The sequence below is a fragment of the Halomonas sp. KM007 genome, from assembly GCF_050709225.1.
GTDB classification, from domain to species: domain Bacteria; phylum Pseudomonadota; class Gammaproteobacteria; order Pseudomonadales; family Halomonadaceae; genus Vreelandella; species Vreelandella hamiltonii.
The window spans coordinates 213,731-240,719 of the sequence record NZ_CP136131.1 but is presented as its reverse complement, the minus strand read 5'-3'; the positions used below and the strand labels follow the sequence as shown (position 1 = coordinate 240,719).

At 60.9% G+C, this 26,989-nt stretch carries 27 protein-coding genes; 7 read left to right on the top strand and 20 right to left on the bottom strand.

Translation table 11 applies throughout. From position 1 onward, the window contains the following. Positions 1-10: 10 nt before the first annotated feature. From accB to ppa, 3 genes are all read right to left on the bottom strand, one after another. Positions 11-481 carry an acetyl-CoA carboxylase biotin carboxyl carrier protein gene (gene accB, locus RVM27_RS01175; RefSeq protein ID WP_096923065.1) on the bottom strand — a complete coding sequence of 157 codons (471 nt, stop codon included), beginning with the start codon at positions 479-481 and terminating at the stop codon, positions 11-13. Positions 482-806: 325 nt separating this feature from the next. Then, positions 807-2,672: a protein-disulfide reductase DsbD gene (gene dsbD / locus RVM27_RS01170; protein ID WP_498957185.1), complete on the bottom strand. Its 1,866-nt coding sequence runs from the start codon at positions 2,670-2,672 to the stop codon at positions 807-809. A gap of 186 nt (positions 2,673-2,858) precedes the next feature. Continuing rightward, the gene (gene ppa / locus RVM27_RS01165; RefSeq protein ID WP_039178176.1) at positions 2,859-3,389 is read right to left on the bottom strand and encodes an inorganic diphosphatase; all 531 of its coding nucleotides are present in this window, start codon (positions 3,387-3,389) and stop codon (positions 2,859-2,861) included. A gap of 259 nt (positions 3,390-3,648) precedes the next feature. Here ppa and RVM27_RS01160 point away from each other — a divergent pair, with 259 nt between their 5' ends. Then, entirely contained in the window at positions 3,649-5,364 is a 1,716-nt protein-coding gene (locus RVM27_RS01160) for a protein kinase domain-containing protein (RefSeq protein WP_498957792.1), read from the top strand. Positions 5,365-5,430: 66 nt separating this feature from the next. On the opposite strand, the gene RVM27_RS01155 is transcribed toward RVM27_RS01160, so the two are convergent. Continuing rightward, positions 5,431-6,690 (bottom strand): 6-phosphofructokinase, encoded by a 1,260-nt coding sequence (locus RVM27_RS01155; RefSeq protein WP_039178173.1) that lies wholly within the window; start codon positions 6,688-6,690, stop codon positions 5,431-5,433. Positions 6,691-6,819: 129 nt separating this feature from the next. Next, the gene (gene rnt, locus RVM27_RS01150; protein WP_016913724.1) at positions 6,820-7,491 is read right to left on the bottom strand and encodes a ribonuclease T; all 672 of its coding nucleotides are present in this window, start codon (positions 7,489-7,491) and stop codon (positions 6,820-6,822) included. 213 nt (positions 7,492-7,704) lie between these two features. Between rnt and RVM27_RS01145 the strand changes: the two genes are divergently transcribed. Next, on the top strand, positions 7,705-8,925 hold the full coding sequence (locus RVM27_RS01145) for an argininosuccinate synthase (protein ID WP_096923063.1): 1,221 nt from the start codon (positions 7,705-7,707) through the stop codon (positions 8,923-8,925). 53 nt (positions 8,926-8,978) lie between these two features. Beyond that, the gene (locus RVM27_RS01140) at positions 8,979-9,311 is read left to right on the top strand and encodes an HlyU family transcriptional regulator (protein ID WP_498957184.1); all 333 of its coding nucleotides are present in this window, start codon (positions 8,979-8,981) and stop codon (positions 9,309-9,311) included. Here the strand turns inward: RVM27_RS01140 and RVM27_RS01135 are convergent. The 5 genes from RVM27_RS01135 to RVM27_RS01115 are packed head-to-tail and all read right to left on the bottom strand — an operon-like array spanning position 9,304 to position 15,309. Beyond that, entirely contained in the window at positions 9,304-9,903 is a 600-nt protein-coding gene (locus tag RVM27_RS01135) for a YuxH family protein (protein WP_498957183.1), read from the bottom strand. The genes RVM27_RS01140 and RVM27_RS01135 overlap by 8 nt on opposite strands. Before the next feature lie 48 nt (positions 9,904-9,951). Then, the gene (locus tag RVM27_RS01130) at positions 9,952-12,666 is read right to left on the bottom strand and encodes an ATP-binding protein (RefSeq protein ID WP_498957791.1); all 2,715 of its coding nucleotides are present in this window, start codon (positions 12,664-12,666) and stop codon (positions 9,952-9,954) included. Between the two features lie 2 nt (positions 12,667-12,668). Continuing rightward, positions 12,669-12,875 carry a hypothetical protein gene (locus RVM27_RS01125; RefSeq protein ID WP_039178157.1) on the bottom strand — a complete coding sequence of 69 codons (207 nt, stop codon included), beginning with the start codon at positions 12,873-12,875 and terminating at the stop codon, positions 12,669-12,671. After that, positions 12,872-14,929, bottom strand: coding sequence for a 3'-5' exonuclease (locus tag RVM27_RS01120; protein ID WP_144982663.1), 2,058 nt, complete (start codon positions 14,927-14,929; stop codon positions 12,872-12,874). Before RVM27_RS01120 ends, RVM27_RS01125 begins: the two co-directional genes overlap by 4 nt. Then, positions 14,926-15,309: a response regulator transcription factor gene (locus tag RVM27_RS01115; protein ID WP_039178151.1), complete on the bottom strand. Its 384-nt coding sequence runs from the start codon at positions 15,307-15,309 to the stop codon at positions 14,926-14,928. The genes RVM27_RS01120 and RVM27_RS01115 overlap by 4 nt, the downstream gene beginning before the upstream one ends. 243 nt (positions 15,310-15,552) lie before the next feature. Between RVM27_RS01115 and RVM27_RS01110 the strand changes: the two genes are divergently transcribed. From RVM27_RS01110 to RVM27_RS01095, 4 genes are read left to right on the top strand one after another with little or no spacing between them, the layout of a single operon-like run. Then, on the top strand, positions 15,553-17,229 hold the full coding sequence (locus RVM27_RS01110; protein WP_227407999.1) for a carbon starvation CstA family protein: 1,677 nt from the start codon (positions 15,553-15,555) through the stop codon (positions 17,227-17,229). Between the two features lie 26 nt (positions 17,230-17,255). Continuing rightward, the gene (locus RVM27_RS01105) at positions 17,256-17,555 is read left to right on the top strand and encodes a cory-CC-star protein (protein ID WP_016913733.1); all 300 of its coding nucleotides are present in this window, start codon (positions 17,256-17,258) and stop codon (positions 17,553-17,555) included. A 39-nt stretch (positions 17,556-17,594) separates the two neighbouring features. Then, the gene (locus RVM27_RS01100) at positions 17,595-18,602 is read left to right on the top strand and encodes an ArsA family ATPase (protein WP_498957182.1); all 1,008 of its coding nucleotides are present in this window, start codon (positions 17,595-17,597) and stop codon (positions 18,600-18,602) included. Further along, entirely contained in the window at positions 18,602-19,651 is a 1,050-nt protein-coding gene (locus tag RVM27_RS01095) for a tRNA-queuosine alpha-mannosyltransferase domain-containing protein (protein WP_498957181.1), read from the top strand. The genes RVM27_RS01100 and RVM27_RS01095 overlap by 1 nt, the downstream gene beginning before the upstream one ends. Here the strand turns inward: RVM27_RS01095 and RVM27_RS01090 are convergent. The 10 genes from RVM27_RS01090 to RVM27_RS01045 are packed head-to-tail and all read right to left on the bottom strand — an operon-like array spanning position 19,636 to position 26,959. Further along, positions 19,636-20,763 (bottom strand): hypothetical protein, encoded by a 1,128-nt coding sequence (locus RVM27_RS01090; protein WP_498957180.1) that lies wholly within the window; start codon positions 20,761-20,763, stop codon positions 19,636-19,638. The two genes, RVM27_RS01095 and RVM27_RS01090, sit on opposite strands and share 16 nt — an antisense overlap. Before the next feature lie 28 nt (positions 20,764-20,791). Continuing rightward, positions 20,792-21,430 (bottom strand): endonuclease III, encoded by a 639-nt coding sequence (gene nth, locus RVM27_RS01085; protein ID WP_039178135.1) that lies wholly within the window; start codon positions 21,428-21,430, stop codon positions 20,792-20,794. A gap of 15 nt (positions 21,431-21,445) precedes the next feature. Beyond that, the gene (locus RVM27_RS01080) at positions 21,446-22,144 is read right to left on the bottom strand and encodes an electron transport complex subunit E (RefSeq protein WP_498957179.1); all 699 of its coding nucleotides are present in this window, start codon (positions 22,142-22,144) and stop codon (positions 21,446-21,448) included. Beyond that, positions 22,141-22,776, bottom strand: a complete 636-nt coding sequence (locus RVM27_RS01075) for an RnfABCDGE type electron transport complex subunit G (protein ID WP_498957178.1) — start codon at positions 22,774-22,776, stop codon at positions 22,141-22,143. Before RVM27_RS01075 ends, RVM27_RS01080 begins: the two co-directional genes overlap by 4 nt. Continuing rightward, complete coding sequence (locus tag RVM27_RS01070; RefSeq protein WP_498957177.1) at positions 22,773-23,801, bottom strand: RnfABCDGE type electron transport complex subunit D; 1,029 nt, start codon at positions 23,799-23,801, stop codon at positions 22,773-22,775. Before RVM27_RS01070 ends, RVM27_RS01075 begins: the two co-directional genes overlap by 4 nt. After that, positions 23,798-25,465, bottom strand: a complete 1,668-nt coding sequence (rsxC, locus tag RVM27_RS01065) for an RnfC family protein (protein WP_498957175.1) — start codon at positions 25,463-25,465, stop codon at positions 23,798-23,800. Before rsxC ends, RVM27_RS01070 begins: the two co-directional genes overlap by 4 nt. Further along, positions 25,452-26,033 carry an electron transport complex subunit RsxB gene (gene rsxB, locus RVM27_RS01060; RefSeq protein ID WP_498941380.1) on the bottom strand — a complete coding sequence of 194 codons (582 nt, stop codon included), beginning with the start codon at positions 26,031-26,033 and terminating at the stop codon, positions 25,452-25,454. The genes rsxC and rsxB overlap by 14 nt, the downstream gene beginning before the upstream one ends. After that, complete coding sequence (gene rsxA / locus RVM27_RS01055; RefSeq protein ID WP_498941381.1) at positions 26,033-26,620, bottom strand: electron transport complex protein RnfA; 588 nt, start codon at positions 26,618-26,620, stop codon at positions 26,033-26,035. Before rsxA ends, rsxB begins: the two co-directional genes overlap by 1 nt. Then, a complete protein-coding gene (locus RVM27_RS01050) occupies positions 26,617-26,778 on the bottom strand; it encodes a hypothetical protein (RefSeq protein WP_498957174.1) in 162 nt (53 codons plus the stop codon). Before RVM27_RS01050 ends, rsxA begins: the two co-directional genes overlap by 4 nt. Further along, positions 26,759-26,959 carry a hypothetical protein gene (locus RVM27_RS01045; protein ID WP_498957793.1) on the bottom strand — a complete coding sequence of 67 codons (201 nt, stop codon included), beginning with the start codon at positions 26,957-26,959 and terminating at the stop codon, positions 26,759-26,761. The genes RVM27_RS01050 and RVM27_RS01045 overlap by 20 nt, the downstream gene beginning before the upstream one ends. Positions 26,960-26,989: the final 30 nt, after the last annotated feature.

The following is a 26,989-nucleotide window of genomic DNA, read 5'->3' as shown; positions in this document are numbered from 1 at the left end:
TAATGAAAGATTAAGCGAGGACGATCATGGGCTGATCGAATTCCACCGGCTCGCCATCTTCCACCAGAATGGCTTCGACCACGCCATCACGGTCGGCTTCGATCTGGTTCATCATTTTCATGGCTTCGACGATGCACACGGTGTCGCCTTGCTTCACGGTGTCGCCAACTTCAACGAAGGCCTTGGCGCCTGGGGCCGGACTGCGGTAGAAAGTGCCGACCATGGGGGAGTTGACGGCTTCACCGCGATAGCTGGCACCTTGGGGTTCCGCTTCGGCGCTGGGGGCGCTGGGGGCGCTTGGCGCGGCAGCCTGTGGCGCGTATGCGGGCTGGGCGTATTGCGGCATTGGCTGTGGCTGCCAGCTGACTCCATTCGGATGGCGGCTGATACGAACCGATTCTTCGCCTTCCTGAATTTCGATTTCGCTGATGTTGGACTCTTCCAGCAGCTCGATCAGCTTTTTGACCTTACGAATATCCATCTATATAGCCCCAAACGTTAATCAATAAAACACAACGCAGCAGGTCGAACCTGCCTGCTTGCGTGCGGCGCAGTAAACCTGATTTTAAAACGAGGAGAACGCTGCACGATGGCGAACGTTACCCTTGTGTAAACGCTAAAAGATGAGCTTTTTAGCAAATATGGCTGCGGAGTTTGCCGAAAAAGTAGCGCACTGTCCAGTGATCGCCTCAGCCGTGACGAATTTTGCGACTTAAACGACCGTTTGACGACGTTGGCGACATAGCCTTAAAAAAATGGCCAGCGCACCGTACTGCGCTGGCCATGTCATTCAGACTAGTGCAAGGCTAACCTTGCTGCCACCGCTTGAGTGAATCGAGGTGCTGTGCCAATGCTTGTGCCGTGACTTCGCCTTGTATACGTGCGTCGCGCACTTCTTCGCCTTGGTGAAAGAACAGCAGGCTGGGCGGTCCAAACAGATCGAAGTGATTCAGTAACGCCCTGCTGTCTGCGTTGGTATTGGTAACATCGACCGCGACGCGTTGAAAATCGTTCAATTGCGCGGCCACCTGCGGGTTGGGATAGACGTCTCGTTCCATCAACTTGCAGGATATGCACCAATCGGCAGTGAAGTGCACGAATACCGGCTGGTCGGATTGAGCGGCTTGTGCCAGTTGGGATTGTAGTTCGCTCAGCGTACTGACCGTTTCAAAGGCCAGTGGCGTTTCGGCTGACGAGGTCGAGCTGCTGCCTAGCATCAATGGGCGTAGCGGATTGGTGCCGCCCTGAGCCGCTCCCAGCACCAGGGCTATCCCCCAGGCCAGCAGCATCAGGCCCAGGGTCTGGCGCGCCTTGGCCCAGCCCGAGGTGTGCTGGAGTGTCAAGGCGCCCAGCGTCAGGGCAGTACCGATGGCCAGGGCTGCCCAGAGCAGCAGGGCAAGAGAGGGGGCAACGAGACGTTCGATCATCCAGATGGCGACCCCCAGCATCAGCAGGCCAAACGCGACCTTGACGCCGTTCATCCAGGCGCCCGAACGCGGTAGCAGCGTCGTGCCAAAGGTGCCTACCAGCAGGAGCGGCACGCCCATGCCCAGGCCTAGTGCAAAGAGAGCTGCGCCCCCCACCATGGCATCACCGGTGGATGATATGAACACCAGGGCGCCCGCCAGTGGCGCGGTGACGCACGGTGAAACCACCAGCACCGAAAGGGCTCCCGCCAGGGCCAGGCCTGCCGGGCCGCTGCGTTGGGCACGCGCCTGCCAGGCGTCGACGGTATTGGCGACTCGAGGAGAAACGCGCAGATCGAAAGCGCCGAACATGGCCAAGGCAAACAGAGTGAACAGCAGTGCAAACGTGATGAGCACCGGCGCCGACTGAAGGTGTGCCTGCAGGTTCAAGCCTGCGCCGAACAGGCCCATCAATACGCCCACCAGCGCATAGGTGCTGGCCATGCCCAGCACGTAGCTGGCTGACAGTACGAAAGCCCGGGGCCTGGTCGGGTTTTGCCCTACCACGATGGAGGAAAGAATAGGAATCATGGGCAGGACGCAGGGCGTAAAGGTCAAGCCGATTCCTGCCACAAAGAACAGCCCGAGCATCAAGGGCAGGCTGGCCTCGCTCATCAGGTTGCGAAAACGGCTGTCCTCGCTTTGCGGGGCAGCAAAGCCGGAGGGTTGAGCGATGGAAGATTGCGCATCGTCTGAACGCGCGGTATTGACGGGGTCAGCAGCCCCTTGGCGTTCACTCCATTGTGCGAACTGGGCAGGTGGCGACGCTTGCGGAGCCTCCAGAGTGACCCGTTCGGGCGGGTAGCAAAGTCCGGCATCGGCGCATCCCTGGAAGGTCAGCTCGATGTTGGCCGGACCCGCGTGGGGGGCAGAAAAGGGTACTTCGAACACCAGGGTGTCGCGAAAGATATACACGTCACCCATGAACTCATCGTTGGTGAACGTTCCTTCGGCGATGATGGGGGCTTCCAGGCTGAGATCTTCCTGCAGGCTGGTGACCGCGAGCTGGTGTCGATAAAGATAATATTCGTCGGCAATGTCGATGCCGATATAGAGCGTCTCTTCGTCATGCCAGGCGGTAGGTTGAAACGCCTCCATGACAGGCAGAAAATCGCTTTGATTGCTGGACGAAAACCATTGGCCTTGCGCCAGCAACGGCAAGCAGGCAAGCAGGCAAAAAAGAGAGAAGCGTTTGAGCAGTAACACGAGGTTTCCTTACGCAGCGGTGTCTAGTCAACAATAGCATGCAGGATAGCGTACCCGTTCGCCTGGGCGTAGCGGCTGCGGTGACGTGACGCGCTACTTCATGTTCGCTTAACCCAGTATGCAAAAGGCCGCCCGAAGGCGGCCTTGGACGAATCATGGCAGAACGTTTGCCACTTGAACGTCGACTCAGGACTTCTTGTAAGCCGCCACCGATTTTTCAATGGCCTTGCGAGCGGCTTCAACCCCTTCCCACGACTCGACCTTGACCCACTTGCCTTTCTCCAGGTCCTTGTAGTTCTCGAAGAAGTGGGCAATCTGCTGGCGCAGCAGTTCCGGCAGGTCGGTGACTTCCTGAACGTCGTCATAGAGCGAGGAGAGCTTGGCGTGAGGAACACATACCAGCTTGGCATCTTCACCTGCCTCGTCGGTCATGTTCAGGATGCCTACCGGACGGGCGCGGATGACGCTGCCGGGGGCGACCGGGTAGGGAGTCACCACGAGTGCATCGAGGGGGTCGCCATCATCTGCCAAGGTGTGCGGAATGAAACCGTAGTTGGCCGGGTAGAACATCGGAGTGGCCATGAAACGGTCAACCAACAGTGCGCCCATGTCCTTGTCGATTTCATACTTGATAGGCGCGTGGTTGGCAGGAATTTCGATCGCCACATAGATATCGTTGGGCAGATCCTTTCCAGCGGGGATGTTATCGAAGTTCATCTTGAGTTCCTTGGCTTGGCTTATCTATTGCGATTGAGGCAGATGTCACACAATTGATGCATTGCATTAATAGGGCAGAATTATACGAACATGACTGCCAGATTACCAATGCGACATAGGTGTTTGACGTTGACCAAGGCAGCGGGCGGGGTGCTCTTTGATGGCCGACGCGACGTTTGGTGGGCATCGTTTCGGCGTCTCAGCGTGTATCATGTCGCCGAGTGATCGTGGCAAGGACCTTTATGTCCAGGAGGATGAGTTGGCGCACGCCCAGTTGCTAATCAGTTATGGTCAGGCTTTCGTTGCCCCGCAGCGCCGTCAGCATCGCAGCTCCATGTCGGTACGCCTGCCGGATGCGCCCGTATTGAAGGCGAAGGGCGGCTGTGCCGTCATCAGTGACTCGCTGTCGCGCAATACCATGGCCAAGCAGGCAGGCGATCTGAGCGTTCGTGGATTCCTGGCCGATTATTACTCGACCCCCGAGCACTGGGATACCAAGACCTCTGCCACGCGGGTCTTGAGAGCGCTCAACAGCTGGTGTTACAGCCAGAGCCAGCACGTCAAGGAAGGCGGTTTTGTATCATCGATGTCTGCGCTGGTGTTTCTGGGCCGCGAGGGGCATCTGTTTCATATGGGCGATACGCTGGTTTTTCGCCTGCGAGGGGCCGAGTTCGAACAGTTGACCCGTGACCATGTGACCGACGTGGGAGGCTATCGCTATCCCTCACGGGCCTTGGGCATGGATGGCAGCCTGGATATCGATTACACCCACCTGCCGCTCAAACAGGGTGATTTTTTCGTCTTTACCACCCAAGCCGTGCGCGGCACGCTCATGCCGTCTGACTATGTGCGCTTGATTCGTGAAGATGCCAGCGATCTCGATGCGGCCTGTGAGCGCCTGGCCAGCGAGGCCAAGCAGCGCGCCCAGGAGCGAGGTTATGGGGGAGGGCAGTTCTGTTTCCAGATTCTGCGTGTCGATGAGCTGCCGGAAGAACCCAGTGATACGCCCAGTATGCTGTATGGGGACTTGCCCATCCCCCCGGAACTGGCGGTAGGCGAGCGGCTGGATGGCCTCGAAATACAGGCGGTGCTGTCGCGAAACGCGCAGTCCAGGGTCTACCGCGTACGCGATGTGCACAGCGACCGTATCATGGTCATGAAGGCGCCAAGCCCGGAGCTTTCGCTGCGCAATGCCTATCTGGAACACTTCCTGCTGCAGCAGTGGGTAGTGGAGCGGGTCAACTCCCCCTTCGTGGTCAAGGTCATGGAGCTGTCGCGTCCTCGCCGCTATCTCTACTATCTCATGCAGAACGTGGAAGGCGAGACGCTGCGTGAGTGGGCGCAGCGCCACCCTCAAGCCAGCTTGAACCAGCGTCTGGACATTGCCAACCAGCTGGGCAAGGCGGTACAGGCGCTGCACCACCGAGATATCATTCATCAGCAAATCAACCCGGATAACGTACTGATCGACCAGCACGGTAAAGTCGTGCTGACCGACTTCAGCGCCTGCCACATGCGCGAGGTGGATGGCCATCGCCAATCCGGCGACCTGCTGCGGCAGGTGGGGCTTTGCGAGCATACGGCGCCTGAGTATGCGCTGGGCGACACCATTGGCCGCCGCAGCGATCAGTATTCGCTGGCTTCTACCGTTTACTGGTTACTGACCGGCGAGCTGCCGTACCTGTTGACGCCTAACCGCCTGCGCAGCCATACCGATCTTGAAGAGCTGGCCTATCGCAGCGCGCGTACCACCAACCCTGAGATTACCCCGGAGCTGGATGAGGCGCTGCGTCGAGCCCTGGACCCCCAGCGAGCGCTGCGTTTTCGTCGCATGTCGGAGTTTCTCTACGCACTGCGTGTGCCCTTGGGGCGTTTGCCGGTGCGCGAAGAGTCGCGCCCAGAAGCTCGGCGGTTCTGGCAGGGGGTAGCGGGTATTTTGCTGCTGCTGTTGGTGCTCTCCTGGCTGTTGCGCTAGATCAAAACGCAGAAGGGATGGCCTGGGCCATCCCTTCTAGCGCGACTGCGGGCCGTTCAGGCCGTATTACAGCGTGAACTTGGGCAGTTTCTGCGCCACTTTCGCCAGCTTCAGCTTGGCGACTTTGGGCAGGCCATTTTCGAAGGGCGGGAAGTCTTCGCCTTGAATCAGCGGGGACAGGTAGTCGCGGCACTGCTGAGTGATGTCGAAGCCACTTTCGCTGATGAAGTCACGTGGCATGAACTTTTCCTGGTTGGCAATTTGCGCCAGGGGAGCAGAGATCACGTCCCATTGGTATGGGGTCTGAGAGATACGACGAATCGCGGGCATCATGGAGTTTTTGCCTGCCAGTGCCAGCGTCACGGCTTCGCGGCCCACGGCATAGGCCTGCTCCACATCGGTTTTGGAGGCCAGGTGGCGCGCCGCCCGCTGCAGATAGTCGGCCACGGCCCAGTGGTACTTGTAACCCAGGTCCTGCTTGATCATGCCCGCCAAGGTGGGCGCTACGCCGCCTAGTTGGCGATGGCCAAAGGCGTCGGTATTGCCTGCATCGGCCAGGAAAGTGCCGTCTTCGTAGCGCGCTCCTTCGGATACCACGATGACGCAGTAGCCGTACTTCTTGACGCTCTCATCGACCCTGGCCATGACCGCTTTGCGGTTGAATGCCACCTCGGGGAAGATGATCAGGTGAGGCGGTTCACCTTCGCCTTCCCCTGCCAGGCCACCCGCCGCCGCAATCCAGCCTGCATGACGCCCCATGACTTCGAGCACGAATACTTTGGTAGAAGTGGCGCACATCGAGGCGATGTCCAGAGACGCTTCGCGGGTAGAAGTGGCAATGTACTTGGCCACGCTACCAAAGCCTGGGCTGTTGTCGGTGATGGGCAAATCGTTGTCGACGGTTTTCGGTACGTGAATCGCGGTCAGCGGGTAGCCCATTTTTTCGGATAGCTGAGACACCTTGAGACACGTGTCGGCGCTATCACCTCCGCCGTTGTAGAAGAAGTAGCGGATGTCGTGGGCCTTGAAGACCTCGATCAAGCGCTCGTACTGGGTGCGATGAGTATCGATATCCTTGAGCTTGTAGCGACATGAGCCAAAAGCACCGCCCGGCGTATGGCGCAGGGCAGCAATGGCGTCGTCGCTCTCCTGGCTGACGTCGATCAGGTCTTCGGTCAGGGCGCCGATAATGCCGTTATGGCCGGCATACACCTTGCCGATCTGGTCGGGGGCTTGCCGACACGCTTCGATCACGCCGCAGGCGCTGGCATTGATGACGGCGGTAACGCCACCGGACTGGGCGTAAAAGGCATTGTGCAGGGCCATGGAACGTTTCATCTCCTGAACGAGTATCGTGTGACTAGCTAAATGAGCTTTCGGGTTTATCAATAAATGCTGCGGAGTTTAGCCTAAAGCCGTTGCCACTGCATTACACGCAGGGCAAGGCTGCTGGAGCTACTCCTCGCCTGCGTCCATGGCTTGCTCTTTCAAAGCCAGCCGCCAGCCGCCCAGATCCTTGTAGCGATTGACCATGGCGCAGAACAGTTCGGCGGTGCGCTCGGTATCATAACGGGCGGAGTGAGCCGATTTGTTGTCGAATTCGATACCCGCCGCCCGGCAGGCGCGTGCCAGCACGGTCTGGCCGTAAACGAAACCTGCCAGGGTCGCCGTATCGAAGCTCGAGAACGGGTGAAACGGATTGCGCTTGACACCGCACCGATTGGCGGCTGCGTTCAGAAACCCTTGATCGAAAGCCGCGTTGTGGCCGACCAGGATGGCGCGAGAGCAGCCATGCGCCTTGATGGACTTGCGGATGGGGCGAAAGATTTCTCCCAGCGCCTCGGACTCGCTCAAGGCGACCTGGCGGCGCAGCGGGTCATCCAGGTTGATACCTGTGAAATCGAGAGCCGATTGCTCCACATTGGCCCCTTCGAAGGGGTGAATGTGGTACGCATAGGTGGCGTCGGGCAGTAGATTGCCTTCCGGGTCCATGGTGAGCGTCACAGCGGCAATTTCCAGTACGGCATCCGTCTGGGCATTGAACCCACCCGTTTCCAGGTCAATGACCACCGGCAGGTAACTGCGAAAACGCTGGGCCATCAGATCGCGGGCAATTGCCTCGCTCATGCAGCTCTCCTTAGTAAAGCGAGTAATCGAACACAGTGGCGGTCATGAGGAGTCGCCACGAATGTGCTGATTCTAGCAGCTTTGGGCCCGAGGCGTCGTTGACGGTATTCGCTGGGCATCGAGAGCGCTATACTGGACGCCAGGTGTAATGGATAGCGCCTGAGCGTGCTGTCGATTCTGGTGAACTGTGTTCTTATTCAAGAGGAGCAAAGAATGTCCGATGTCAAAAAGGTTGTGCTGGCATATTCAGGCGGCCTGGACACATCCGTTATCGTCAAGTGGTTGCAAGAGACCTACAACTGCGAGGTAGTGACCTTCACTGCCGACATCGGTCAAGGTGAGGAAGTCGAGCCCGCGCGTGCCAAGGCCCAGGCGCTGGGCGTCAAGGAAATCTACATCGAAGACCTGCGTGAAGAGTTCGTGCGCGATTACGTCTTCCCCATGTTCCGTGCCAACACCATCTACGAAGGCGAGTACCTGCTGGGTACCTCCATTGCTCGCCCGCTGATTGCCAAGCGGTTGATCGAAATCGCCAACGAAACCGGCGCCGACGCCATTTCCCACGGTGCGACCGGCAAGGGCAACGATCAGGTGCGTTTCGAGCTGGGCGGCTATGCGCTCAAGCCGGGCGTCAAGGTCATCGCGCCCTGGCGCGAGTGGGACCTCACTTCCCGCGAGAAGCTGATGGCCTACTGCGAAGAGCACAATATCCCGGTGGATTTCTCCAACAAGAAGAAGAAATCTCCGTACTCCATGGATGCCAACCTGCTGCACATTTCCTACGAAGGCGGCATTCTGGAAGATCCGTGGGCCGAAGCCGAAGAAGACATGTGGCGCTGGAGCGTTTCACCGGAAGCCGCCCCTGAACAGCCCACCTACGTCGAGCTGACCTTCGAGCAAGGCGATATCGTGGCCATCGACGGCGAGACGTTGAAGCCCCATGAAGTCCTTGAAAAACTCAACAAGCTGGGCGGCGACAACGGTATCGGCCGTCTGGATATCGTCGAAAACCGCTATGTGGGCATGAAGTCTCGCGGCTGCTACGAAACTCCCGGAGGCACGATCATGCTGCGTGCCCACCGTGCCATCGAGTCGCTGACGCTGGACCGTGAAGAAGCACACCTGAAAGATCAGCTGATGCCCAAGTACGCCGAAGTGATCTACAACGGCTACTGGTGGAGCCCCGAGCGTCGCATGCTGCAGGCGGCCATTGACGAAACGCAGAAAAACGTTTCAGGCGTCGTGCGCATGAAGCTCTACAAGGGCAATGCCACGGTGGTGGGTCGCAAATCCGAGCAGTCGCTGTTCGACGAGTCCATTGCCACGTTCGAAGACGATGCCGGTGCCTACAATCAGAAAGATGCCGAAGGCTTCATCAAGCTGAACGCACTGCGCCTGCGCATTGCGGCCGGCAAAGGTCGCCAGCAAAGCTAGTCTCTTGCCTTGTGACCAACCCGGTGGGTTGGTCACTCTTTCCTGGAGTGGTCATGTTTAAAAAACTACTTGCGGGCCTGTTTGGGTCAAGCGATGAGCGTGGAGGCATGTCGGGCACCAAGGCGGCTGAGCCTGTCGCCTACAAAGAGTACCTGATCATTTCCCAGCCGGATGACCAGAGTGGCCAGTACCGTGTCAGCGGTGTGATTCGTAAAGCCGTTGCGGGTGATAGCGTTCAAGAGCACCGTTTCGAGCGTTCTGACATGCTGCCAGGGCGTGAGGCGTGTGATGCGCTGATGGTCAGCAAGGCGCAGCGCTTCATCGATGAGGTGGGGGACGCGATGTTCGAACCGGACCCCCGTCGTGAAAGCGGCACCCCTAGCTAAGCTGTGAATCCATCAAGGCACGCGCTTCAGCGGCCGCTTTCAGCATGAACTCTGCGGGCACGCTCGTCAGGACGGCGCCCTGCTCACAGGCCGCTATATCCACCAGCAGCTGCCCCAGTGCGCCGGCATAGCTTGCCAGCGCCTTGTGTATGCTCTGGCTCAGGGGCAGCTCCTGCAACATGGCCTCCAGTTCAATCCCCAGAATGACCGGCATGCGCGAAAACAGCCCGACGATAAAGGCTTCTTCTGCGTCCAGCCCACGCTGCTCCGCCAAGGCCTCACAGGCAAAGGCGCGCGTCAGCCCATTGATCAGGTTGACCTTGCTGGCCGGATTGTTGCCCGCCAGCATGACGATCGATACCAGGGTGCGCAGCTCCTTCAACCCGATGATGTGAACACAATCCAGTAGCTGCATCTGATTGGCGCGCGACGTGCTGTGGCGCTGGGTTCTGGTGGTCTGAATTTGTGGGCGTTGGTAAAAGTAGCCCTGGAACAGGCTGAAGCCCAGCGCTTTGCACTGCTCGAATTCATCATGGGTTTCGACCCGCTCCGCCAGCAAGGTGTAGCCTTGACGATGGAGAGACGTAATCATGTCGATGGGCAATCCCACCGAGATATCGAATTTGACAAAAGAGAGGCGTTACTTGAAGGTTAGGGTGGGTAACTCGATCGACATCCGAGTGCCACCCAAGGGCGAGGCCTCTGCCCACAATTTCCCCCCGAGATGCTGAACGATGGCACGGCTGATGGGTAATCCCAGCCCACTGCCTTTGGGTCGCTGTGGGCTGGAGTGTCCGTTGCGCTGCAACTGATAGAACTTTTCGAAAACATGCTCCCTTTCTTCTTCGGGAATGCCTGGCCCATTATCGTCCACGCTCAGACGAAAATGATCTTCGTAGGCTTCTACGCTTAGCATTATCTCGGGATGGGTGTGGTGCGCGAACTTGCGCGCGTTTTCCAGTAGATTGATGATCACCTGTTCCAGCCTGTCGGGGTCGGCTTCTACCATGGCAGTCTCGGGTTGCACCACCAATTCAAAGGTCAGGGCTTCTTCCTGGTGCAAGCGGGCCAGTGCGTCGCTGCTTTGTCGGGCTAATACCACCAGATCGACGGGTTGGGGTGACATGGTGAAACGACCACTTTCCAAGCGTGCCAAGTCGAGTATTTCCTCAATCAGCCGGGAGAGTCGCTCACTTTCCTGCACCATGATGGTCAGGAACTGATGGCGCTTGTCATCGCTGATGTCCGGAGTGTCGCGCAATATTTCGGCAAACGAGCGAATCGACGTCAGGGGGGTTCGTAACTCATGGCTGACCATGGCCACGAACTCATCTTTCATCCGGTCCAGCTCGCGCAGCCGCTCATTGGCACTGCGCAGTTCCTTGCCCACCCGGGCCAGCTCCTGGGATTTCTGCTCAAGGCGCCGGTTGTACTCCAGCGTCTGTGACGTGGTATCCAGAATGCTCAGCACCGAGGCGACGTCCAGCGCTTCACCGCGCAGCACCGAATTGATCAACACGCTGGCGGAGGCACTGCCCAGCGAGCCTGCCAGCGCCTGCTCGGCCCGCGTGATCAGCGCGCTGGAAGCAGGCTGTGTTTTATTCAGCGGCCCATGTTGGGTAAACACGCGCTCAGTGGCCGTACTGCCCAGGTAACGGATGAGCAGGGCGTGTAGGGCGCCTTCGGTGGTTTCGCCTCGCCACAGAGAGGTCGTGTGCAGGTCCGGATGCATGGCGCCGGTGAAGAGCGCTGCCTGGGTCTGCTCCAGCGGCGTGGGCCGGGTAAACAGCGACACACCCACCAGCAGTCCCACATTGCACAGCATGCTCCAGAACAGTGAGTGGGTATAAATATCCCAGCCGGTCAGGCCCAGCAGGGCATAGGGCGACAGCCACGCTAGCCCCCAGGGGCCCTGGGTGATCAGCGCGCTATCCAGCCATCCCGATTGAGCAAAGCCCGGCAGCAGCAGGGTGTAGAACCAGACAATAAAACCTGCTATCAGAGCTGCGGCTGCCCCTTGGTGGGTGGCGCCGCGCCAGTAAAGGCCAATCAGCAGCGCGGGGGCAAATTGAGCGACGCCCGCAAACGAGACCAGTCCAATGGTGACCAGGCTGTAAGTGTCGCCAATCAGCGCGTGGTAGAGATACCCCATCAGCAGAATCACGACGATGGCGATTCGGCGTATCCCCAGCAGCCAATCGGCCAGCTTGCCGTGGCTGCCGATATAGAGCCCTTTGACCTTGAGCAACAGCGGCATGACCAGTTGGTTGCTTACCATGGTAGAGAGCGCGATGGTTTCCACGATCACCATCCCCGTAGCCGCGGACAGCCCACCGATGAACACCAGCAAGGGCAGGCCCTCGAGACCCGCGGAGAGAGGCAGCGTCAGCACGAAGCTGTCCGGGTCTCCGGCATCCAGCAGCAGCCCCGCCAGGGCAATGGGAATCACGAACAGGTTGATCAGCAGCATGTAGAGCGGAAACAGCCAGCTGGCGCGAATCAGGTGCTGCTCATCGACGTTCTCGACGACCAGTACCTGGAACTGACGTGGCAGGGTCAAAAAAGCCAGAAACGCGAGCAGCAGCATGCCCACCCAGCCGGTGGCCCCGCCGGGTACGCTCTCCAGGCGCATGGCGTTGGCCAGCTCCGGCATGGCCGCGGCCTGCGCGAACAGGGCAGCAGGCCCCTCGAACAGCACGAAGGTGACGAAGATGCCTACCGCCAGAAACGCCACCAGCTTGACCAGCGACTCGACCGCAATGGCCGCGACCATGCCCTCATGGCGCTCGCTGGCATCCAGATGTCGAGTGCCGAACAGAATGATGAACACGGCCAGTACCATGGCGATCCAGAACGAACGATCACTCCAGAACCGCTCGGTGGCCAGGGTCGCGTCGGCACTCAACGGGTAATTCATCAGCACTGCATGGCTGACCGTGATCGCCTTGAGCTGCAGCGCGATATAAGGCGTGATGGTAATCAAGGCCATAAGGGCCACCAGAGCACCCAGCAGAGAACTCTTGCCATAACGAGCACTGATAAAGTCGGCAATCGAGGTGATCCGCTGCTGAGCCGCAATGCGCACCATCTTGCGCAGCGTGAAAGGCGCCAGCAGCATGGCCAGCGTTGGCCCCAGATAGATGAGCAAGAAGCTAGGGCCAAACTGCGCGGCCCGGCCCACGCTGCCGTAAAAGGTCCAGGCGGTACAGTAGACCGCAATGGAGAGCGCATACACCGTGGGCGAGCCAATCAGCGAGCGCCCCTGTTCGGCGCGGCGGTCTCCCCAGGCGGCCACCATGAACAGCAGCGCCAAGTAGCTGAAGGCAGCCCCAATCACCACCAGGTCGGTACGCATGCTCATCGTCGTCCGGGCGTTTCCACCAGCCAGGCGGTCATGCCGATCAGCGCGCCCCAGACCACGAACAGGTAGAGCGGCAGCCAACCCAATGAGGAGGGCAAACGGTCCATGATCAGCAGGGCGGGCGGACAAAACAGTAGCAAGGCCAGTATGATCAAGGCGATCAATCTTTCCTGACGTCGGGAGAGCGGGCGGGAGGTTTTCATGAGGCGCTGGCATCCTCACGGTCGAAGGCATTGGCCTGGAGGGCTAGCAGTTCCTCGAGGGTATCGATGCCTCTTGCCTCCAGTCGGGGCAGCAGCGCCAACCACAGCTCCGCCGTGACGCGGGCATCGCCCAGCGCCGTATGCCGCGTGCCGGGGGGGAAGTGCAGATCGTAGCGCTTGGCAAGGGTATCCAGGTCGTGACCATCCAGCGCTTCGTCCAGTGCTCTGGATATCAACAGCGTATCGAGCACCGGCATGTCAAAGCGAACGCCATGGCCGCTGATGGCCAGCATGTCGAAGGCGGCGTTGTGGGCCAGCAAGACGGCATTGTCCACATAGGCGCTGAACAAGGTCAGCACGCTGTCCAGTGTGGCAGCACCTGCCACATCGGCATCGGTAATGCCGTGGATGACCGTACTGGCCGCCGGTATGGGGCGTTGGGGGTCGACGTAATGGTTGAAAGCGTCACTGGCCAACAGCCGCCCATTGACGATACGGCACGCCCCCAGGCTGATCACCGTGTCGCCTCGACGCAGCTCCAGGCCGGTGGTTTCCGTGTCGAAGGAGACGATATCCAGGTTGCGCAGCCGACGACTGGCCAGCGCATCATCCGGGGCGGGCAACTGGGCAATGCCGAAGTCGTGGAATTCGGGCCGTGGCGGGGCGGGTTCACGGGGAGCGTCGGTACGCTCCAGGGTAGGTAGCGGCATGCGCAAACGCGCGTGGCGCTTGTCGCTGTCGGCAACGCTCCAGATATCGGCGGCGTGCTGGCGCAAGATGTCGGCCACCGATGGCCCCAGCGGCAGCGCCGTCAGCCGCTCTTCACGCCAGCGTACCAGCTCGCTCTCGGGCACGGGAGCACCTTGCCAGATCAGGTCGACGTAAACGCGTTTCTGATGATGGCTCAGCTCGCCCTCGAAGCCGCCGCTGGGCAAGTGGCTGTGTAAATAGCGCACCAGGGAGTCGAACAGCTCGATCAGGGCGGGAGCATCGCCCTTGAACCAGGCAGGCATGCCAATGGGGGTAATTAGCCGATGGGCAGGGTCCAGTCGCTCATCCAGGGATTGCCAGAAGTCATTGGACCACATGGGCCGCAAGCGCTCGCCGTGGTACTGCATGTCCTCGAGAAGCGTGGCCATTCTGGCGACCTGCTGGTTCAGGCCATGGCTCTCTTCCTGAATGACCTGCTCCAGGCGTTCTCGGAGTGCAGGGTCCTGGGGCAGGGTGGCCAGTTGCCGCATGACGTCCGCTGCACTGCCCAGGCTGGCAGAGTGCTGGCGTAGCGATGGCAGCAGACTACCCAGGTCGGCGCGCACGCCCATCTCGTTGTTCCAAGCCGTGGTGGCATCGCTGCACGTGACAAGGGTTTCTTTTTCGCTGCCGGGCACGCGTCGAATCACCACTTTCAGCCAGCGCTGTTCGCAGGGGGCCAGCAGTTCCCTGGGAGAGCCATCGTCCGGCAACTGGGCCAGGGCATGTTCAAGGCCAACGGTGGGCAGCAGCGTGTCGAGGCGTTTGCCAAGCCCCAGCCCCGTGTGCCCGGCAAAAAAATCCTCGGCGGCCTGGTTGAACAGCATGACCCGGCGGTGGCGGTCGCAGAGCAGCAGCGGCGTTTCCAGCACCTGCAGCAGGGTTTCCAGCTCCTGACGTATGCGGGTGGCGCTACGCGCACCCTCTGCATGAGCGGTGGCCAACCGCCCTCGGTCGGCGCGCCAGCTCTGGCTGAGGCGCCGCAAATCGGGGCCGAGCCCCTTCAGCCAGCCTTCGGGGGTGTTCTCGTCCTGGGCGTCCGGATTGGCTACCCAGCGTGCCAACTGGGCCTGAAGGTGGCGCAGCGGGGTGAACAGCATTCGTTCGAGCAGCAGCCCGACCAGAAAAATCGTCATGCCGCCAGAGAAGCTGCCCAACCACAGCGCGGCGCGGGCAATTCCCGACAGGCCCAGCTGAGCATCGAGCCAGGCGGCAAAAATAGCCCCGCCAAGCAGACTGATGCCGCTCAACAGCAGCCATACGCCCATGAGGCGCTGGCGTTTGGGTAACCCTTTGCCGGTCATGGCGTTCGCTCACCCAACAGGGATTTGACCTTTTCCACCAGTTGCTGAGTGGAAAAGGGTTTGGTCACGTAGTCGTCTGCTCCCAGCGCCAGGCCTTTCTCACGCTCTACTTCGCGGCCGTGGGCGGTCAACATGATGACTGGCAGCCGCTGGGTCGTTGCTTGTTGTTCACGCTGGCGCAGCTGCTCGAGCACTTCGAAGCCGCTGATGCCGGGCAGGCTGATATCCAATAACAGCAGGTCGGGGGAGGCATCTTCCAGACGTAAAAGTGCGCTTTCTCCATCCTCGGCAGTCACGACTTCGAGTCCGGCATGGGACATCAAGAACTCCAGAGACAGGACAATATTGGGTTCATCGTCGACCACTAAGACTTTGGCCATGGAGGGCTCCTGATCACGCAACGTTATTATTGGTTCTTGAAGAAGTTTAGGTAGCCAAGCCGAGCCCGCCAAGACGACCTTCGATGAGTATTGCCATGACGTCTACAACTTTCGCAGTGGTTTAAAGCCATAAAAGGGCTTTTTCATGGACTTGCCAGACGTCTCATACCACTATGAAAACGCTCGAAGTGAGCAAGCGAGTAAGCCCAACAATAAAGCATCACCATTAAAGGAGCTGCGCTTATGAGTGCTATTTTCTTGCTGGTGGTGGGTCTTGGTGCAATGGCATTGGGGTACTTTATTTACTCCAAGTTCGTTGCTCAAAAGATCTACCAACTAGATCCTGACTTTAAAACCCCTGCCCATGAGTTCGAAGATGGCGTCGATTATGTGCCTACCAATCGGTTCGTGCTGTGGGGGCACCACTTTACCTCGGTGGCGGGTGCCGCACCCATCGTCGGGCCGGCCATCGCGGTGATCTGGGGCTGGGCACCGGCCTTCATGTGGGTGGTGTTCGGCACGATATTCTTTGCCGGGATTCATGATTTCGGCGCCATCTGGGCCAGTGTGCGCAACAAGGCAAAATCGGTGGGGGCGCTCACTGGAGATGTCGTTGGCAAGCGTGCCCGCAGTATCTTCATGATCGTCATCTTTCTGGTGCTGCTCATGGTCAACGCGGTGTTCGCGGTGGTCATTGCCGGTCTCATGATGAATTTCTCCAGCGCGGTCGTGCCGGTGTGGGGAGCCATCCTCGTGGCACTGATCATCGGCCAGTTGATCTACCGCCGGGTCATGAGCTTGCCCGTTGTATCGGTACTGGGGGTCATTGCGCTCTATGCCCTGATCTTCATTGGCCCTTCGGTGCCGATCCAGATGCCCTCGGAAGTGGCGGGTATGTCCGGTAACGCGGTGTGGATCCTGATCCTGTTTGCCTACGCCGCCATCGCCTCGTTGCTGCCCGTCTGGATGCTGCTGCAACCCCGTGACTATATCAATGGTCTGCAGCTGTTCATCGGTCTGCTGGTGCTGTACGGCGCCCTGGTGTTGCTGAACCCGACTCTGGTAGCACCGGCGTTCAACAGCGATGTGCCTGCGGGTACGCCATCGCTCATTCCTTTGTTGTTCGTGACCATTGCCTGTGGGGCAATCTCTGGCTTCCATGGGTTGGTGTCTTCGGGGACCACTTCCAAACAGCTCAACAAGGAGACCGACGCGCGGTTCGTGGGCTATTTCGGCGCGGTAGGCGAAGGCATGTTGGCCTTGGCGGCGATTCTGGCAGCCACGGCAGGCTTTGCAACGCTGGGTGACTGGCAGGCCATGTACAGTGCCTTTGGCCAGGGGGGCGTCAACGCCTTCGTGGAGGGCGGAGCCTACATCATCCATAACGGCCTGGGGCTGCCTGAAGTGACGGCGGCGACGCTGCTGACGGTCATGGCGGCGCTGTTTGCCGGGACTACCATGGATACCGGGCTGCGGTTGCAGCGCTATATTTTCCAGGAGTGGGGCGATATCTATCAGCAGCCGTGGATGAAGAAACCTGCCATTGCCACCGGCCTGGCCGTGGGTAGCTGCCTGTTGCTGGCGTTTGGCGCCGGTGGGGCCGACGGCTCGGGTGGGCTGATCATCTGGCCGTTGTTTGGGACCACCAACCAGTTGCTGGCAGGCCTGACATTGCTGGTGATCACCGTGATGCTGGTGCGCCTGAAGCGGCCCATGTGGTACACCCTGGCACCGCTGTGCTTCCTGCTGGTGATGACGATCCTGGCGCTGCTGCTGCAGCTGCGCACCTTCTGGAATCAGGGCAACATGTTCCTGCTGGTACTGGACATCGTCGTCCTGATTGCGGCCATCATGGTGGCCATGGAGTGTGCGGCCGCGCTGAAGCGCTCGCGTTCCGAAGTCGCCGAGCAGCAGCCTTAGCCGCTGCACAACCCTGGAGAAACCCCATGAGCGATGATCTGCATTCCGGGTCGTCGCGTCGAGAAACGCTCAGGGCCTGGCTCGACCAGGCCCGCTTCTTTACCGAAGAGGTGTACAGCGCCCGCTACCGGGGCGCCATCGCCAGAGCGCGACGCGATGAAGACGACCTGTTCATGCTGCTGGTGTTTGCCGAAATGATGGGCCTGCAGAATCCTGCTGCTTATTACACGCTTGAGCTGCAGCCATTGCTGCTCGAACGCTTCCATGACTGGCATCGACGCATGGGCATGGAGCACTCCCCACTGGATCACTTCCGCTGCTGTTGAGGCATTTGCCCAGCGGTAGCCCGCACATCAGGACAGACCATGCACGCTGTATTGAATCGACGCCTGCTATGGATAGGTGGCAAAGGGGGCGTTGGCAAGACCACCGTGGCGGCCTCATTGGCCGTGCTGGCCGCCAGCCGAGGCAAACGGGTGCTGGTGGTCTCCACCGACCCGGCCCATAGCCTGGGCGATGTGTTCGACAGGCAGTTGGGCGATACGCCTCGCCGCCTGTTGCCCAACCTGGATGCCATGGAGATCGACCCCGACCGTGAAGTGGAAGCACACCTTGCCCGCGTCGTGGCCCAGATGCGGCGTTATGCAGCGCCAGAAATGATGCAGGAGCTGGAGCGGCAGATGCGCCTGACACGTCAGTCTCCCGGCACTCAGGAGGCCGCCTTGCTGGAGCGGTTGGCTCGTCTGATGGTGGACGATGAGGCCCCCTATGACGTGATCATTTTCGATACGGCGCCCACGGGGCATACCCTAAGGCTGCTGACCCTGCCCGAGGCCATGGCCGCGTGGACCGACGGGCTGCTGGCCCATAACCGCAAATCCGCCGAGTTGGGCAAGGTGCTGGAGCATCTGACCCCCAAGCGAGGCAGGGACGTGGCCACGCCCTTTGACGACCCCACCCAGGACCCGCTGGAAGACCTGGATGAACGCACCCGCGACGTGGCCAGCACGCTGATCGAGCGCCGCCGCCTGTTTCACCAGGCACGACGACGTATCGAGGATAAAAGCGCCTGCAGCTTCTTGTTCGTCATGACCCCCGAGCGGCTGCCGATCCTGGAAACCGATCGTGCGGTGAAAGCGCTGGAGGAAGTGCGTATCCCGGTGGCGGGGGTGCTCATCAATCGGGTGATTCCCGCAGACGCCGACGGCGAGTTCCTGGCAGCCAGGCGGCAGCAGGAGGCCACTTATCTGGCGCGCATCGAACAACATTTTCGCCACCTGCCGCGCCCCGTGCTACCTTGGCTGCCGACAGATGTACAAGGTATTGAGGTGCTGGAGCAGTTGGCTGCCCAGCTTGAACAGCAAGGATTTTGATGCGGGTATTACTGCTCTCCGCCTACGAGGCGGTCAGCCATCGTTACTGGGCAAACAGTTTGATGGCTGAACTGACGGATGTGGAATGGACATTGCTGAGCTTGCCACCGCGCCATTTTGCCTGGCGCATACGCGGTAATCCGCTGAGCTGGTGGTTGAAGGAACACGCTACCCTCAGCCAGCGCTTCGATGTGGTGCTGGCCACCTCCATGGTGGACATGGCCACGCTGGTGGGACTGTTTCCGCACCTGGGCCAGGCCCGCAAGATCGTCTATTTCCACGAGAACCAGTTTGCCTACCCTGAGTCCAGCGAGCAGGTGCCCCAGGTCGAAGCCAAAATGGTCAATCTCTATGCGGCCTTGGCGGCGGATACCCTGGTATTCAACACCGCCTATAACCGCGACTCCTTTTTTAGTGGCGTCAGGCAATTTCTGAAAAAAATGCCCGAGAACCTGCCGGCCGCCGCGCCGCTGGAGCGGCTGAGGCGTTCGGCAAAAGTGTTGCCGGTGCCCTTGCAGCCGCTGGCGCAGGGGCCCGACGTTGCACCGCCACGCCGCATCGTCTGGAACCACCGTTGGGAGTACGACAAGAACCCTGAGGACTTCTTTGCGGTGTTGTTCAGGCTGAGTGAGGAGGGCGTGCCTTTCGAACTTGCCGTCATGGGCCAACGGTTTCGCGACGAGCCCGCCATCTTTGCCGAGGCGCAGGTGCGGCTGGCGCAGCATCTCGTCTGTTGGGGGCCTCAGCCAGAGGAGCAGTATCAGGCGCTGTTGAACGGCGGTGGTATCGTCGTGTCGACCACCTGGCATGAGTTTCAGGGGCTGGCCATCATGGAGGCTGCCCAGCGTGGCGCGTGGCCGCTGGTGCCGGACAGACTCTGCTTTCCGGAACTCTATCCTGACGCCTACCGTTACGATGGGACACGGGAGGGGCTCTATCAGCGCCTTGCCGCGTGGCTACAAGGCACGATGACCGCCCCTGAGCGGCTGGATACGTCGCCCTGGGAGTGGCCCCAGTGGCGTGAGGCGTATCGTCAGTTGCTGGGCTGAAGCAGGTCAAGACGCCTGGTAGGCCAGTGCACCACGGCCGTGTGAGGTCGCATCTTGCTGGCCAGCTCAGGATGACGCTGGCCGATCACCTGTGCGGCAAAGCGCGACAGGAACTGCGATTTCAGCTCTGCCCGCGCGCGATCGACGCCGCTGTGTTGATAAGGGGTCGAGGCCAGCAGCATGAAACCGTCGTCTGGAATGCGGCCATGGCGCATGTTGGCGGCGATGATATCCGCCGCCGTGCCAATGGGTTCTGCCAGGTCGGGCCCGTAGGGGCCGATAATCAGTGCGGTATTGGGCAGGTGAAGAAAATCGAAACCTCGGCCAATGCAAATGACCCACTCGCGGTGTTCGATATCCAGCGCCCGGGCGGTGCCATACAGGCTAGTGACATGGGCCAGGTTACCTTCCAGTAGCGGTAGCAGGTCACGGCGTATGTCGTCAGGCATATCCGGGCAGACGGTAGCTAGGCGGATGGCCAGGGCCTCTGCCGGTTGGCCTACCCAGTCGCGAATGTCCAGGACCGCTCCTGCCTTGCCATGAATCACCAGCGCGTCGCTATCCGTTTCAAAGCCACACACCAGCGGGTACACCTGCTGGTGGTCTTTGCCAAACAGTCTGCCCGCCTGCTCGGCAATGCCGTATGCGTGAGCCCGGGCGGCCGCCGTATCGCAGCCGAAGCCTGCACAGCCCCGCTGAGGCTGTCCGGCGGAGTAGTGATAAGTAATGCACATCAAGGTGCCGCGCCCCTGCTGCGCTGCCGCCAGCACTGAATCGGTGAGCAGCTCACCCAGGTAAGGCCAGCCCAGGTCGAAAATACCCCCCAGGTTGCGAAACGGCGTGATGATGCCCAGCGGGGTGCGAGTGGCATGGGGAAGGTGGATACGGCCATCCATGCACTTCATCACCAGCAGTGAGGTAGGGTGCTGCGCCATATAGCGCTGCCGTGCCAGCCACGCGTCAGGACTGCAGAAGTGCTCTGCGTGCTGGCGGGAGAGAGCCAGTAGCGCGTCGATTCGCTCGTGGATAGGGCGCTGGTGAAGCCGTAGGGCAGAGCGACTGCTGGTACTTGAGATGGTACTTGAGATGGTACTGTGATCAGTGCTGGGCATGGGCAGCTCCCTGGGGCGGCCCAAACGTTCAGGCCAGCTCGGTTTTGTCTTTATAGTCGCAGAGATCCTCGATAATACAGCTACCGCAGCGTGGCTTGCGAGCGATACAGGTATAGCGGCCATGCAGGATCAGCCAGTGATGGGCGTCCTGCTTGAAAGCCTTGGGCACATGGCGCAACAGCTTCTGCTCCACTTCGACCACGTCCTTGCCCTTGGCGATGCCCGTCCGGTTGGAGACTCGGAAGATATGCGTGTCCACGGCGATGGTGGGCTGCCCAAAGGCGGTATTGAGAATGACGTTGGCGGTCTTGCGCCCGACACCCGGCAAGGCTTCCAGCGCCTGGCGGGTTTGCGGCACGTCGCTACCATGCTGGTTCACCAGAATATGGCAGGTCTTCATCAGGTTTTCAGCCTTGGTGTTGAACAGGCCGATGGTCTTGATGTACTCCTTGAGTCCCTCGATGCCCAGCGCGATGATTGCTTCGGGGGTGTTGGCCACCGGAAACAGTCGGTCGGTGGCTTTGTTGACGCCCACGTCGGTGGCCTGTGCCGAGAGCAGTACCGCAGCCAGCAGCTCGAAGGGGGTGCTCCAGTTCAGCTCGGTGGTGGGGTGCGGATTTTCCGCCTGCAGGCGGGCAAAAATCTCCTGCCGTTTCTGGGCATTCATGAACGTTTCTCCAGACTATTTGATGATGCCAGTGACCCGGACGCGGCGTTCGCTGCGCTCGTGGGTGGGGGAGGGCTGTGCCTTGCGCTGGCGCTGGTCGAGGACATTCTTGAGCGCGATCAGCAGGCCCGCAACGAAAAAGGCCCCTGGCGGCAACATGAAAAACAGAAACTGATAGTCGTCCATCACCGTTATCTGCCACTCGGCGGCCCTGGGGCCCAGCAGCAGATGCATGTTATGGAACAGCGTCCCTTGGCCCAGCAGCTCTCTGATCGCTCCCAGCAAGACCAGCACCCAGCCGAACCCGAGCCCCATCATGAACCCGTCCAGCGCCGCAGGAAGTACCGGCTGGCGCGAGGCAAACGCATCGGCACGTCCCAGGATGGCGCAGTTGGTCACGATCAATGGGATGAAAATGCCCAGAATTTGATAGAGCGAATAGGCAAAGGCAGCCATCAACAGCTCGGCGCAGGTCACGAAGGCGGCAATGATCATCACGAAGGCGGGTAGCCGCACCGCGCTGGGCACCTGATGGCGAATCAACGAGATGGTCGTACTCGCCCCGACCATGACCAGCAGGGTGGCCAGCGCCAGCCCTAGTGCGTTGACCACGCTGGCGCTCACGGCCAGCAGCGGGCAGAGCCCCAGTAGTTGCACCAGGGCCGGGTTGTTGCGCCAGAGCCCGTCCTGGGTCAGCTGTTGCCATGGGGTCATGTCTCGGGCTCCTCGATGGTGATGGGCAAACGGACCTCATGGGCATAGCGCAGGGCATCGTGAACAGCATTGATGACCGCGCTTGGGGTGATGGTGGCCCCGGTGAAGCCATCGAACGCGCCGCCCTGTTGTCGCACCGCCCAGCTTTCTGGGGGCAGACTGTGGCGTGTCAAGCCATCGAAGCGAGTGATCCAGTCGCTGCGCTGGCGTTCGATGGCATCGCCTAGCCCTGGCGTTTCCTGGTGCCGAGTGACCCGAACGCCGCTGATACGGCCCTCATGGTCAATCCCCACCAGCAGGTGAATGGCTCCGCTGTAGCCCTGGTGGGTGATGACCGGCAGGACGACGGCAGCCTCGTCTGCATGGTGAACATACCAGCCGTGTGTGGGCGCGCGGTGGCCCAGCCGCCCGGGCTCAGGCAGCTCGAAGGTGTCTTCCAGCAGCGATGCCTGTGAGTCCGTGACCAGCGAAGCTGGCAGCACTGCCTGCAGCTGGCGATATTGATAGGCCAGCTGGTGCTGCTCGATACGCTCGGCGGTCAGCGCCCGAGTCAATGCCACGCTGCCTGCCGTTACCAGCGCAAAGGTGCCCAGCGCCAGCGCCCCACGCCACATGGCTTGATGGAGCGTCATGGGCGCTTCGCCTGGGGTCGGTGCCCTGTGGGACGATGCCCTGTAGGAACAGGAGCGCTGTAAAGATCCAGCAGCGGCACGCACAGGTTCATCAGCAGTACGGCAAAAGCGACGGCATCCGGATAGCCGCCGAAGGTGCGGATGATCATGACCAACACCCCAATGCCGATGCCGAACAACAGCTTGCCGCGCTGACTGGTCGCCGCCGATACCGGGTCCGTGGCAATGAAGAAGGCACCAAACAGGGCAGCCCCCATGGTCAGATGAAATAGCGGAGAGGCGTAGTGGTCGCTGTCCAGGCCGTAGAGCAGTGCCGCTATCAGTGCCATGCTACCCAGCATGGCAACCGGAATATGCCAACTGATCACTCGTTTGAACAACAGCAGCAACCCGCCTGCCAGCCACGCCAGCGCGATCATGCGCCAGGCCTGTACCGTGTCTTCCAGCGCAGCCGCCGCCCAGAACTCATCTGCCCCTGTCAGTCCTTTATGCTTGAAGGCATCCAATGGCGTGGCGCCACTCAGCGCGTCCAGCTCGGCAGCGGAGAAGGTGCCGCTGACCTGGGCCCAGAGTGTCGCCATCGACCCTGCCTGGTGCGGCACTGGCCACAGTGTCATATAAGTTGGAAACGAGACCAGCAGCAGGGCGTAACCCACCATGGCCGGATTGAACGGGTTGTGCCCCAGCCCTCCATACAGCTGCTTGGCGACCACCACCGCGGCGATGGCCCCTACCGCCAGCAGCCACCAGGGGCTACCGGGGGGCAGCGAGGCGCCCAGCAGAACGCCCGTCAGCAGGGCACTGCCGTCGGTCAAGGTAGCAACCACGCGGCGACGGCGCAGGGCGAGTATGGCGGCCTCCGCCAGCATGGCAACGCCGGCGGCCACTGCCACGTTGGTCAGCACCCCCAGCCCAAAATAGAAGGTCATGGCCAGTAGCCCTGGCAGGGTCGCCAGGATGACCCAGCGCATGATCGATGCCGAGGAAGGGGCAAGGCCCAGCGTCGAGGCTTGGAGCATGCTCATGGTGTCGTTTGCTCCCGTTCGCGGGCTCTGGCATCGGCCAGTCGGGCATCCGCGGCGAGCAGGTTTTCCTGGGCAGTGGCCAGCTGCATCTCCAAATCCTCCTGGGATTGTTGAGGGTCTTCTGCCACGGCGCGAGCCAGCGCTTTCTCGGCTTTTTTGACCGCCGCCCTGGCCGCGGTCTGTGCGATGCGCAAGCTGCGCAGGTCAACGGCTGGCAGCTCTGCGGCGCGGGGCTCGGCACCCGATGACGACGGCTGACGCTGCTGGGCAAGCCGCGCCTGGCGGCGAGCCTGCTTCTCCGCCTCTTCCCGGGCCAGCCTGGCCTGGCGGAACTCGAAGCGGTGGCGAGCGTGCTCTGCCTTGGCGGTTTCGATACGCTTCAAGCGGATCCGCTGTTTGGCCGTGCGGTATTCCGCCACCAGCGGGATATGGCTGGGGCATACGAAACTGCAGGCGCCGCATTCGATGCAGTCGAACAGGTGCTGTTTTTCCAGAGCCGCGTCATGGCCACTTTGCGCGTGCCAATGCAGCTGCTGGGGCAGCAGCTGCACCGGGCAGACGGTTTCGCAGGCACCGCAGCGAATACAGGGGGAAGCGTCTGGCGCCGGGGGCAGTTCCTGGCGGGTGGCGGCAATCAGGCAGTTGGTGGTTTTGATGACCGGAACGTCCAGCGATGCCAGCGCTCTCCCCATCATGGGCCCACCCACCACCACTTGATGCAGGGCATCCGGCGCCAGCCCCGCCTGCTGAAGCAGACCCTCTATCGGGGTGCCCAGACGTACCCAGTAGTTGCCTGGCCGTTCGATGGCCTCGCCTGTCAGGGTGACGATGCGCTCGACCAACGGTGTGCCCTCACAGATGGCCTGCTGTGCCGCCAGCAGCGTCCCCGGGTTGTGACACAGAACGCCCACATCCGCTGGCAGGCCGCCGCTGGGCACGTCTCTGCCCAGCAGCTTTTTGATCAGCTGTCGCTCGCCCCCGCTGGGGTAGCGGGTTTCGATCACCTCGAGCGTCACCGGAATCGGTGATGGCACCTGGGGCAGCGCCGCCTGCAGGGCTTGGCATGCCTCGGGCTTGTTATCCTCGATACCCACGACGATACGCGACGCGTCACACAGGGTGGCCAAAATTGCCGCGCCTTCCAGCACCTGGGCGGCATAGTGGCGCAGCGTCATGTCGTCGGCGGTGATGTAGGGCTCGCACTCGGCAGCATTGACCACCAGCGTATCGATGGGTTGTTGCAGGCTGACCTGTGCTTTGACGTGAGTCGGAAAGCCAGCCCCGCCCAGCCCTGCCAGGCCGCTGTCGTCCAAGCGTGACACCAGCGCTGAAGGCTCCGCCCGCCGCCAGTCAAGCGGCGCCAGCCGCTGCCACGCATCGTCGCCATCGCCTACGATCGTCACCGACTGAGGGCTGACCTCACGCACGGTGCCGCTCAGGCTGGCATGCACATTGGCCGATACCAGCCCACCTTTACGGGCCACCACAGTGCCCACCTTAACGCGCTCGCCTGCGGCCACGCAGGGCAGGGCGGGCTTGCCGACATGTTGATCGAGGGGCAACACCACTCGAGCAGGCAGTGGGGCCACCCTCAGCGGCGCGGTGAGTGAGCGCTGCTTGCGCTCGGGCGGATAAATGCCGCCGGGAAAATCATGACGGGACATGAGCACTCCCTGGCGTTGCGCGGTCGCTGATAATGGGCTCCCACTGACTCAACGGCTTGCGTCGTGGCAGCATGTCGATGCAGTCCACCGGGCAAGGGGCGACGCATAAATCGCAGCCGGTACATTCGTCTTCGATGACCGTGTGCATCTGTTTGGCCGCGCCGATGATGGCATCCACCGGGCAGGCCTGAATGCATTTGGTGCAGCCAATGCACTCGGCTTCGCGGATGAAGGCCACGCGATCTTCGCTGGGGGCTTCGCCATCCAGGGGCGCTGGCTCGCGACCCAGCAGCTCGGCCAGGGCCACTACCGTGGCGTCACCGCCTGGCGGGCACTTGTTGATGGCATCGCCCTGGTTGATCGCTTCGGCGTAAGGGCGGCAGCCGGGGTAGCCGCACTGGCCACACTGGGTTTGTGGCAGTAGCGCATTGATTTGCTCCACCAGGGGATTTTCATCCCCCTTGAAGCGCGCGCTGGCCAAACCCAGCAGCGCCCCGAACAGCAGGCCCAGAGTGGTCAATGCGCCAACGGCGCTGGCGACCCCCCACCATGACAATGATTCGCCCATTACGATGCCCCCTGCACCAGGCCGGAAAAGCCCAGAAACGCCAGCGACATCAGGCTGGCGGTCACCATGGCAATGGCGGCGCCCTGGAACGGTTTCGGTATGTCGGCACCGGCCAGCCGCTCACGCATGGCGGCGAACAGCACCAGCACCAGCGAGAAACCTACTGCCGCGCCCAGGCCATAGAGGGTGGTGTGGAAAAAGCTCAGTTCGCGGTTGAGCGACAATAGCGCCACCCCGAGCACGGCGCAGTTGGTGGTGATCAGGGGCAGGAAAATACCCAGCACTTGATGCAGCAACGGGCTCAGCTGGCGCACCATGATCTCGGTGAACTGTACGACGGCAGCAATGACCACGATAAAACTGATCGTTCGCAGGTAGGTAATGTCCAGCGGTACCAGCAGGCCGTGGTACACCACGTAGCTGGCCGCCGAGGCCAGGGTAAGCACGAAGGTGGTGGCCAGAGACATGCCCATGGCCGACTCCAGCTTGTTGGAGACACCCATGAAAGGGCATAAGCCAAGAAACTGGACCAGCACGAAATTATTGACCAGCGCGGTGCTGATCAGGATGACAAACAGTTCGTTCATGGCGGCGTATTGTGCGTGGAACTGGCGTCGCTGGCTAGCGGAGATGCAAATCGAACGGCGCGGTGCCGGCCTTGCGCCTTGGCCAAGTACAGCGCCTGGTCGGCGGTGCTCATGACGGCGCTTGGCTGAGCCGTCTGGCTATCCTGCAGCGAGCCCACGCCCACGCTGATGGTGACTCAGCGCCCCCAGTGCCAGCATGGCGCACAGCAATACGCTGCCCAGCAGGGCAAGAAAGCGAAAACGCAATGACAAAGGCCAGCGTTGAACCATGGGTGCACTCAGTCCTGTTGTCGCGATGAAGGTAGCGTCGTGAAGCCCTTCACTCTCCTTGACTTTCATTTTCCTCAAACAGCAAGGGGCAGGCGGTTG